Origin of the sequence: Streptomyces sp. H51 (assembly GCF_035656535.1) — a bacterium.
In the GTDB taxonomy this organism is placed as follows: Bacteria; Actinomycetota; Actinomycetes; order Streptomycetales; family Streptomycetaceae; genus Streptomyces.
The window spans coordinates 1-621 of the sequence record NZ_JAYMHD010000037.1 but is presented as its reverse complement, the minus strand read 5'-3'; the positions used below and the strand labels follow the sequence as shown (position 1 = coordinate 621).

The window sequence follows — 621 nt, the reverse complement described above, 5'->3', positions numbered from 1 at the left end:
GAGGTCACCGTTCTGACGGTGGGTCCGGAGGACGCCAGGGACGCGCTGCGCAAGGCGCTGTCGATGGGTGCGGACAAGGCGGTCCATGTCGAGGACGACGACCTGCACGGCACCGACGCGATCGGTACCTCGCTGGTGCTGGCGAAGGCGGTCGAGAAGGCGGGTTACGACCTGGTGGTGTCCGGCATGGCCTCCACCGACGGCACGATGGGGATCGTGCCGGCGCTGGTGGCGGAGCGGCTGGGGGTGCCGCAGGTGACGATGCTGTCGCAGGTGTCGGTCGAGGACGGTGTGGTCAGGGGCCGCCGGGACGGTGACACGGCCTCGGAGCAGCTGGAGGCGTCGCTGCCGGCGGTGGTGTCGGTGACCGACCAGTCGGGCGAGGCGCGTTACCCGTCGTTCAAGGGCATCATGGCGGCCAAGAAGAAGCCGGTCGAGTCCTGGGACCTGTCCGACCTGGACATCGACGCCGAAGAGGTCGGCCTGGAGGGCGCTTACACGGTGGTCGCATCGGCCGCCGCCCGTCCGGCCCGCACCGCGGGCACGATCGTCAAGGACGAGGGCGAGGGCGGCAGGCAGCTCGCCGCCTTCCTCGCGGAGCGCAAGTTCATCTGACCCGCC

The 621-nt window shown here is 70.7% G+C and carries 1 protein-coding gene; it reads left to right on the top strand.

What is annotated here, in order from left to right; all coding sequences use genetic code 11:
- The coding region (locus tag VKA29_RS10555; RefSeq protein WP_324785078.1) for an electron transfer flavoprotein subunit beta/FixA family protein at positions 1–615 on the top strand (615 nt) is incomplete at its 5' end.
- Positions 616–621 lie beyond the last annotated feature (6 nt).